We start from the raw sequence: 9447 nt of genomic DNA, 5'->3' as shown, positions 1-9447 counted from the left end.
TAGCGAGAGGGAAACGCCCGGTCACATTCCGAACCCGGAAGCTAAGCCTCTCAGCGCCGATGGTACTGCAAGGGGGACCTTGTGGGAGAGTAGGACGCCGCCGGACTTCTTTTCACAGATGTGGCCATCGGCCCTCCATCGAGAGCGAGAGCTCTCGGGAGGGTCGGTGGCCATTTCTCATTCTCAGGGTGCTCCACAGGTCGACTCTGCGCTGGGTTCGTGATGGACTTGACGCAGGGCGAGCTGCACAGCCCACACACAACGACACAGCGGACGACAGTCGAGACATCTGATCTCGGCACGCAACGAGGAGCTACGGTGGCGAACGACGACGAACAGCGACGAGACGGGCGCGACGGCGACCGTCAGGACCGGCCTCGACGCGACGGCGGTCCGCAGCGGAGCGGTGACCGCGGTGGGTGGTCGTCCGGACCTCGCGACTTCGAACGCCGCGAGGGGCAGCGTGGCGATGACCGTCGCGGCGCCGGTCGTCCCTCCAACGAGTCGTCGGATCGGCGGCCGGCTGGTCGTGACTTCCGTGAGGGTGGAGCGCGCTCGGACCGCCCCTCGTGGCGATCGGACCGCCCTTCGTCCGACCGTCCGCGTCGTGATGGTGACCGTCCCTTCCGTGGTCGAGACGACCGACCCCGTCGTGACGGTGACCGCCCGGTTCGCTCCGGGGGCTTGGATCGTCCGTTCCGCGGTGGCGACGACCGGCCGCGTCGAGACGGAGACCGTCCGTTCCGCGGTGGTGACGATCGCCCCCGCCATGACGGCGACCGTCCGTTCCGTGGTGGCGATGACCGTTCCCGTCGTGACGGTGACCGCCCGTTCCGGAGTGGCGATGACCGGCCGCGTCGTGACGGTGACCGCCCGTTCCGGAGTGGCGACGACCGGCCGCGTCGTGACGGTGACCGCCCCTACCGCTCCGGCGGGTCTGACCGCCCGTTCCGTGGTGGCGATGACCGGCCGCGTCGCGATGGTGACCGCCCCTACCGCTCCGGCGGGTCTGACCGCCCCTTCCGTGGTGGCGATGACCGCCCGCGTCGTGACGGTGACCGCCCCATCCGTGGCGGCGATGACCGTCCGCGCCGTGACGGCGACCGGCCGGTTCGTTCCGGTGGTCCGGACCGTCCTTTCCGCGGCGGTGACGACCGGCCCCGGCGTGACCGCGATCGTCCGTTCCGCGACGGAGGGCGTCCGCGCCGTGACGACGACCGTCCGGGCCGCGACGGCGCCGACCGGAAGCGGTTCGGAGACGGCTCGCGCTCGGCCGGCGCGCGGTTCGGCGAGGCCGCCCGCGACGACTGGGAAGACCGCGACCCGTACGGCACCCGGTCGATCCGGCCGCGACACGACGACCCGGAGATCCCCGAGGAGATCCAGGCGCGTGACCTGCACCCCGCCGCGCGTGCCGAGCTGAAGACGCTGAGCAAGGACAACGCCGACTGGGTTGCCCGGCACCTCGTCACCGCCGCGATGCTCGTGGACACCGACCCGGAGCTGGCGAACCAGCACGCCCTCAGCGCGGCTCGTCGTGCCGGCCGCGTCGCCGTCGTCCGCGAGACGGCTGCGATCACGGCGTACCGGCTCGGTGACTTCGCCACGGCGCTCCGGGAACTCCGGACGTACCGACGCATCTCCGGCCGGAACGACCAGTTGCCGATGATGGTCGACTGTGAGCGCGGCCTCGGCCGACCCGAGCGTGCGCTCGAGCTGGGTCGCTCGGTCGACCGCGCCGCCCTGGAGACGCCGGTGCAGGTGGAACTCGCGATCGCGATGTCCGGAGCCCGGCTCGACCTCGGGAACCCCACAGCCGCGCTGGGCGAACTCGAGATTCCACAGCTCGACCCGTCTACGGCCTACAGCTGGTCACCGGCGCTCTACAGTGCTTACGCGGCCACGCTCGAGGAGCTCGGCCGCCAGGACGAGGCCGACGAATGGTGGGCCCGTGTCGACCGTGCGGCCGAGGCTCTCGCCGAGGCCGCTGAAGACGATGCTTGGGAGACAGTGGATGTGGTCGAGGAAGCGCTCGAAGACGACGGGTTCGACATCGAGCCCGGACGCGACGAGTCCGACGACTCCGGACTCGAGGACGGCGAGCTCGACGACGCAGAGCTCGGGGACGCCGAGCCCGGCAACGGGTACGTCAGCACCCTCGGGAACGACGAATCCGACGGCGTCGCCGGGGACGACCTCGGAGAGCGCGACGAGGACAACCCGCGGGACATCGACGGCTCCGCAGCAGGCTGAGACCCCTCGGCCGCCGGTGGACGGCGTCGACGTGGTCCTCACCGACCTCGACGGCGTCGTCTACCGTGGACGGAACGCTGTTCCGCGCGCCGTGGAGGCCCTGACCCGGGCCGCCTCGACGGCGCGTGTCGGCTACATCACGAACAACGCGTCGCGGCGCCCGGTGGACGTCGCGGAACACCTCGAGCAGTACGGTCTGCAGGTCACCGCCGACGACGTGGTGACGTCCTCCCAGGCCGGTGCGCGGCTCCTCGCGACGCTGGTTCCGGCGGGTTCCACCGTGCTCGTGATCGGTGGGCTCGGCCTGACGACGATCGTCGAACAGGCCGGCTTCGTCGTCACCGACAGCGCGGAGGACCACCCGGCTGCCGTCATCCAGGGCTTCGCCCCGGAGCTCGGCTGGAAGCAGCTCGCCGAGGCGTCCTTCGCGCTGGCGGACGCCTCCGTACCGTGGGTGGCCACCAACATGGACTGGTCGATCCCCGTCGAGCGCGGCATCGCGCCCGGCAACGGCACGCTCGTGGCGGCCGTGCACCAGGCCGTCGGCAGGATGCCGGTGGTCGCGGGCAAGCCCGAGCGGCCGATCTTCGACGCCGCCCTCGCTCGGTTCGGTGGTGCGAGCCCGCTCTTCATCGGTGACCGACTGGACACCGACATCAAGGGCGCGAACGACGCCGGCATCCCGAGCGTGCTCGTGCTCACTGGCATCGATCAGCCCAAGCAGGTGCTCGCAGCGGACCAGCGGTCGCGACCGACGTACGTGCTCCGAGACCTCAGGGGTCTGCACGAGCCGTACCCGGTGACCATCCGGCACGAGGACCGGGACGGCACGCGCCGGGTCACGGTCGGCGAGTCGACGGTGAGCATGCGAGGTCACGTCGTCCGCGCCGAACGAGTCGGACCGGACGACATGGACCTGTTGCGTGCCGGCGCGACAGCGATCTGGGACTCCGGACTGGCGATCTACGGGCTGGACGTGGACCCGAAGCTGTACGGCGGCGAGTAGCGTGACGGGCGTGGAACAGGCCCGGACCGACGACGTTGCCGAGCCGGTCCTCCCGACTGCACGGGCCGTCCCAGGACCCCCGCGGGCCGTTCCGGTAGCTCCGCGTGCAGTGCCCGGTCCGCCGCGACCCGTCGCCCCGACGAACGACACGGAGGCGCTGGACACGGAGGCGCTGGACACGGACGCGCTGGGCGCGGAGGCGCTCAACGAGCCGCTGGGGATGGGATCGCAGAACGGCGCGGCGAGCAGCACGTCGACCGGCGACGACGATCCTGCAGCGGACGGTGTCGTGCGTGCAGCTGGCGGATCTGGCGACCTCGGCGGCGACCTCGGCGGCTCCCTCCGACGGCGTGCCGAGGCCGTGGAAGCCATGCCACTCGCGGAGCGTGCGGACGCCTTCTCAGCCCTGCACGACGACCTCCGGACCCGGCTCGAGCAGGGTGGGGCCGCACGTGCCTGACCGCGGCACAGCCCGTGACCAGGGGGCGCCGCTCACGTCGTCGACGCCCCGCCCCGGAGAGCATGCCACGGCAGTGACCAGCGACGCGGCACAGACCAGCGACGCAGCACAGACCGGCAACGCAGCACAGACCGGCAACGCAGCACAGACCGGTGACAGGCCAGCGACGGGCGACCGCGCCTCCACGCAACGCCTCGACGCGGCCGTCGCTGCCAGGGGCCTCGCTCGCTCCCGCACGGCCGCCGCTGCCCTGATCCAGGCCGGACGTGTCACGGTCGACGGTGTGCCGGTGGTGAAGGCGTCGACGCCGGTGACCGCTGCGTCCGACGTCACGGTGGACGCCGAGGACGAATGGGTCTCCCGCGCTGCGCTCAAGCTCGTCGCCGCACTCGACGCGTTCGACGTCGACCCGAGCGGGCGGACCGTGCTCGACGTCGGCGCCTCCACGGGCGGGTTCACCCAGGTGTTGCTGTCGCGAGGCGCGGCCCGTGTGGTCGCCCTCGACGTCGGTCACGGCCAGCTCGCTCCCGAGATCGCCTCGGACGACCGTGTGGCGGTGGTGGAGGGGGTCAACGCCCGGAACCTCACGAGCAGCGACTACCTCGCCCTCGACCCGGCCGCGGCGGACACCAGCCTGGTGGTCGGTGACCTGTCGTTCATCAGCCTCCGCATGGTCCTGCCGGCACTGGTCGAGGCCGTGCCCGCCGACGACTTCGTCCTCCTCGTGAAGCCGCAGTTCGAGGTGGGCCGCACCGGGATCCGCGAGGGCATCGTCCGCGACGCGTCGCTGCGGCAGGACGCCCTCATGAACGTCCTCTGGGCAGCGTGGGACCTGGGCTTCGGGACGGCCGGGTTGGCGCCGTCGCCGATCGTCGGCACCCACGGCAACCAGGAGTACCTCGCGCGTCTCCAGCGGGGTCGCGGGGAGAACCCGACAGAATGGATCGTCCGGGCGACGGAACTGGCGGAGGGAGCTCCATGAGCGACGAACGACACATCCTGCTCGTCTCGCACACCGGGCGGCGCGACTCGATCGACGCCGCTGTCGAGGTCTGTGACATCCTCCACGCCGCCGGCCTCACCCCGGTGATGCCCTTCGACGAGTACGCCGACGTCCGCCGAGCGGAAGCGTCGGTCGGACAGGTCGACATCCTCGGCGTCGACGTGCGCCCGGACGAGATCGAGATCGTGATCGTCCTCGGCGGGGACGGCACGATCCTCCGCGCTGCCGAACTGGCCCGGGGCACCTCCGCACCGATCGTCGGGGTCAACCTCGGCCACGTGGGCTTCCTCGCCGAGAGCGAGCGCGACGGACTCGCCGAGACGGTGGAGCGCGCGCTGACCGGCGAGTACAAGGTCGAGGAGCGCGTCGCCCTGCAGGTCGACGTGGTGGTCGGCAACGAGATCGTCTACTCGAGCTGGGCGCTCAACGAGGCGACGGTCGAGAAGGCCTCGCGGGAGCGCATGCTCGAGGTCGTGACCGAGGTCGACGGCCGACCGCTGTCCTCCTTCGGGTGCGACGGCGTGGTGTTCTCCACGCCGACCGGGTCCACCGCCTACTCCTTCTCCGGGGGCGGCCCCGTCGTGTGGCCCGACGTCGACGCCATCCTCATGGTCCCGCTGAGCGCGCACGCCCTGTTCTCCCGGCCGATCGTGGTCGGTCCGGACCGCGTCCTCGCGGTCGAGGTCCTGCGGCGCACGAGCGGCGTGGGCGTGCTGTGGTGTGACGGACGCCGGACGCACGACCTGCCTCCCGGAGCGCGGGTCGAGGTGCGCCGGTCGCCGGATCCGGTGCGGGTGGCGCGGCTCAAGGACGCTCCGTTCGCCGACCGGCTGGTGGCGAAGTTCCGCCTGCCGGTGGCGGGCTGGCGCGGCCCGCAGCGTGACGACGAGGACGTCCAGTGACGCCCTCGTGCGACCACCGCGCCGGTCCGGCCTGACCTGTCAGCGACCCAGCCGGCCGCCCGGACGACGAGCACGACCACCGGCACCACGACGTGAACCAGCAGCAGGAGCACATCCAGTGATCGAGGAAATCCGCATCTCCGACCTCGGCGTGATCGGCGACGCCACGCTCGAGCTCGGCCCGGGCTTCACCGTCGTGACCGGTGAGACCGGAGCCGGCAAGACGATGATCGTCACCGCGCTCGGTCTGCTCCTCGGCGCCCGGGCGGACGCCGGCTCCGTCCGTCGCGGGGCGTCCAGCGCGGTCGTCGAGGGACGCTGGGACCTGCCGGACCACGCGGCCGTGGCCGAGCGGGTCGAGGACGCCGGCGGGACGGTCGAGGACGGCGAGCTCATCCTCACCAGGACGGTCTCCGCCGAGGGTCGCAGCCGCGCCACGGTCGGGGGCCGCAGCGCGCCCGTCGCCGTGCTCGGCGAACTGGCCGACCAGCTCGTCACCGTGCACGGCCAGTCCGACCAGATCCGGCTGACCTCGGCGTCGGCGCAGCGGGCCGCGCTCGACGGGTTCGGCGCGGGCGCGGTCGAGAAGGCCCTCGCGAAGTACGTCGCCGTGTACGACGCCTGGCAGCAGCACGCCGGGGACCTCGAGACGCTCACGCGGGACCGGGACGAACGGCTCGCCGAGGCCGCGCGGCTCCGCGAGGCGTCCGAGGAGATCGAGGCAGCCGACCCGCAGCCGGGCGAGGACACCGAGCTCGCCGAACGCGCCGAGCGGCTGGGGAACCTCGAGGAGCTCCGACTGTCCGCAGGGCTCGCGCACGAGGCCGTCTCGAGCGAGTCGCTCGACGGGCCCGACGTCATCGGCCTCGTCGAGTCCGCACGGCGTGCGATCGAACGGGTGGCGAACGTCGACCAGGCCCTGCAGCCGGTGCTGGAACAGCTCACCGAGCTCGGGATCCAGGCGAGCGAGGCCTCGGCGTCGCTGTCGAGCTACATCGGCTCGCTCGAGCCGGAAGCGGGCCACGACCTCGAACTCGTCAACGAGCGCCGCGCCCTGCTCGCCGGACTGACCCGGAAGTACGGGGACACCGTCGAGGACGTCATCGCCTACGGCCAGCGTGCCTCCGACCGGCTGCTCGAACTCGACGGCGACGACGACCGGATCGTCGGACTCCAGCAGGCCGTCGAGGCGGACCTGGTCGCCCTCGAGGCCGCCGCCGCCACCCTCACCAAGGTGCGGAGCAAGGCGGCGACGGACCTCGCCAAGCGGGTCACGGCCGAATTGAAGAGCCTCGCGATGGCCGGCGCGACCCTCGTGGTCGAGGTCACCGACGCGGGCGAGTTCCGTCGCCACGGGCGGGACCAGGTGGCGATCCTCCTGCAGCCGCACTCGGGCACCGACCCCCGGCCGATCGGCAAGGGCGCCTCCGGCGGTGAGCTCTCCCGCGTGATGCTCGCGATCGAGGTCGTCATGGCCGGGAGCACCACGGTCCCGACGTTCGTGTTCGACGAGGTCGACGCGGGCGTCGGCGGCGCTGCTGCGATCGAGATCGGCCGACGCCTGGCGGCGCTCGCCGAGCGAACGCAGGTCATCGTGGTCACGCACCTCGCACAGGTCGCCGCGTTCGCGAACAACCACCTCAACGTCGTCAAGGACGCCAGCGGCGCGGTCACCTCGTCGAGCGTGCGGCGCCTCGAGGGCGACGACCGCCTGCAGGAGATGGCACGGCTGCTCTCCGGTCTCGGCGACAGCGCCAGCGGCATGGAGCACGCGCGCGAACTCCTCGAGGTCGCCGGTCGGTCCGCCTGACGGCCGGGAGGCCCGCCCCGCGTCGGCGACCACGCTCCGGACGCAACGCGCCCGGCGAACGCGGGTCGCGCCTCCCGGCACTTCTGACGTACGATGGAATCCCGTGGCGGACACTCTCAGCAGCGGTACCCAGGCAAGCACAGCGCGCATCGACAGCAAGACCCCGAAGGTGACGAAGCAGATCTTCGTGACCGGCGGGGTCGTCTCGTCTCTCGGCAAGGGCCTGACGGCGGCCAGCCTCGGCAACCTCCTCACGGCACGCGGCCTCAAGGTCGTCATGCAGAAGCTCGACCCGTACCTCAACGTGGACCCGGGCACCATGAACCCGTTCCAGCACGGCGAGGTCTTCGTGACCGACGACGGCGCCGAGACCGATCTGGACATCGGCCACTACGAGCGCTTCCTCGACATCGACCTCGCCCAGTCGGCGAACGTCACGACCGGGCAGGTCTACTCGACGGTCATCGCCAAGGAGCGTCGCGGCGAGTACCTCGGTGACACCGTGCAGGTCATCCCGCACATCACCGACGAGATCAAGCGGCGGATGCGCGAGCAGGCGGAGAACGACCCGCAGCCCGACGTCATCATCACCGAGGTCGGCGGCACGGTCGGCGACATCGAGTCGCAGCCGTTCATCGAGGCGGCCCGCCAGGTGCGCCACGAGCTCGGCCGGAACAACGTCTTCTTCGTGCACGTCTCACTCGTGCCGTTCATGAACGCCTCCGGCGAGCAGAAGACGAAGCCGACGCAGCACTCGGTCGCGCAGCTCCGCTCGATCGGCATCCAGCCCGACGCCCTCGTGCTCCGCTCGGACCGCCCCGTCTCGGACGCGAACAAGCGCAAGATCGCCCTGATGTGCGACGTCGACGAGGACGCCGTGGTGAACGCCGTGGACGTCCCCTCGATCTACGACATCCCGACGATGCTGCACGACCAGGGCCTCGACCAGGTCATCATCGAGGCCCTCCGCCTCGAGGCGCACGACGTCGACTGGTCGCGTTGGAACGGCGTGCTGACCGCGGTGCACGAGCCCAAGAAGGCCGTCACGATCGCCCTGGTCGGCAAGTACATCGACCTGCCGGACGCGTACCTGTCCGTCACCGAGGCCCTGCGCGCGGGCGGCTTCGCCCACACCGCCAAGGTCACGCTGAAGTGGGTCGCGTCCGACGAGTGCATCACCCCCGAGGGCGCCGCGAAGAACCTCGGCGACGTCGACGGCATCTGCATCCCCGGTGGGTTCGGCATCCGCGGCATCGAGGGCAAGCTCGGCGCGCTGAAGTTCGCGCGTGAGCAGAACATCCCCACGCTCGGGCTGTGCCTCGGCCTGCAGTGCATGGTCATCGAGTACGCCCGCCACGAGGCCGGTCTGCTCGACGCGTCGAGCACCGAGTTCGACCCGGAGACCTCGACGCCGGTCATCGCGACCATGGCGGAGCAGGTTGACATCATCGCGGGCGGTGACCTGGGCGGCACGATGCGGCTCGGCATGTACCCGGCGCACTTCACCGACGGCAGCCTGGCGGCTGAGCTGTACGGCGCGACCGAGGCATCGGAGCGTCACCGTCACCGCTACGAGGTGAACAACCACTACCGCGAGCAGATCGCGGACGCCGGCCTGCGCTTCTCGGGTACCTCGCCGGACGGCACGCTCGTCGAGTACGTCGAGCTGGACCGTGCGGAGCACCCGTTCTACATCGGTACGCAGGCGCACCCGGAGCTCCGGTCGCGTCCGAACCGCGCGCACCCGCTCTTCGCGGGCCTCGTCGGTGCGGCGATCGAGCGCAACGAGTCGACGCGGCTCTTCGACCCGGAGACCGAAGCGGTCGCCTAGTGGGTCGGGTCGCGGTCGCGACCGGACGACGAACGGGAGGCTCCCCACCGGGCACGGCCGGACCGCCGCTGGCGCGTCGGTCCGGAACCGGCCGGCGTGGGCCCACCACCAGCTGGCGGGGAGCCTCCCGTCCGTCTGTCCACAGCCAGTGGGCCCGCCCGGGCCGGGTGGGGCAGGATGGC

General features: G+C 71.6%; 7 protein-coding genes and 1 rRNA gene. All 8 read left to right on the top strand.

Annotated elements, in window-relative coordinates:
• Window positions 1-106: ribosomal RNA gene (gene rrf, locus DEI95_RS12775) — 5S ribosomal RNA — on the top strand; the annotation flags it as partial.
• A 578-nt stretch (window positions 107-684) separates the two neighbouring features.
• The gene (locus tag DEI95_RS17005; RefSeq protein ID WP_258367609.1) at window positions 685-2253 is read left to right on the top strand and encodes a primosomal protein; all 1569 of its coding nucleotides are present in this window, start codon (window positions 685-687) and stop codon (window positions 2251-2253) included.
• Window positions 2254-2284: 31 nt separating this feature from the next.
• Window positions 2285-3259, top strand: coding sequence for an HAD-IIA family hydrolase (locus DEI95_RS12770; protein WP_258367608.1), 975 nt, complete (start codon window positions 2285-2287; stop codon window positions 3257-3259).
• A 220-nt stretch (window positions 3260-3479) separates the two neighbouring features.
• Entirely contained in the window at window positions 3480-3719 is a 240-nt protein-coding gene (locus tag DEI95_RS12765; RefSeq protein WP_146243661.1) for a hypothetical protein, read from the top strand.
• Window positions 3720-3792: 73 nt separating this feature from the next.
• A complete protein-coding gene (locus DEI95_RS12760; RefSeq protein WP_111060465.1) occupies window positions 3793-4701 on the top strand; it encodes a TlyA family RNA methyltransferase in 909 nt (302 codons plus the stop codon).
• A complete protein-coding gene (locus DEI95_RS12755; protein WP_110825825.1) occupies window positions 4698-5624 on the top strand; it encodes an NAD kinase in 927 nt (308 codons plus the stop codon). The genes DEI95_RS12760 and DEI95_RS12755 overlap by 4 nt, the downstream gene beginning before the upstream one ends.
• Window positions 5625-5742: 118 nt before the next feature.
• Window positions 5743-7434: a DNA repair protein RecN gene (recN, locus tag DEI95_RS12750; protein ID WP_111060464.1), complete on the top strand. Its 1692-nt coding sequence runs from the start codon at window positions 5743-5745 to the stop codon at window positions 7432-7434.
• Between the two features lie 103 nt (window positions 7435-7537).
• Window positions 7538-9265, top strand: a complete 1728-nt coding sequence (locus tag DEI95_RS12745) for a CTP synthase (protein ID WP_375232127.1) — start codon at window positions 7538-7540, stop codon at window positions 9263-9265.
• Window positions 9266-9447: the final 182 nt, after the last annotated feature.

It is taken from the genome of Curtobacterium sp. MCBD17_008, from assembly GCF_003234475.1.
GTDB lineage: Bacteria > Actinomycetota > Actinomycetes > Actinomycetales > Microbacteriaceae > Curtobacterium.
Note: the sequence above shows the minus strand (reverse complement) of the source record. Positions and strands in the feature narration are given on the sequence as shown.

Excerpts from the sequence above, each read along its gene's own strand:
- DEI95_RS12765 (WP_146243661.1), top strand. The coding sequence starts at position 3,480 with ATGGGATCGCAGAACGGCGCGGCGAGCAGCACGTCGACCGGCGACGAC.
- DEI95_RS12755 (WP_110825825.1), top strand. The coding sequence starts at position 4,698 with ATGAGCGACGAACGACACATCCTGCTCGTCTCGCACACCGGGCGGCGC.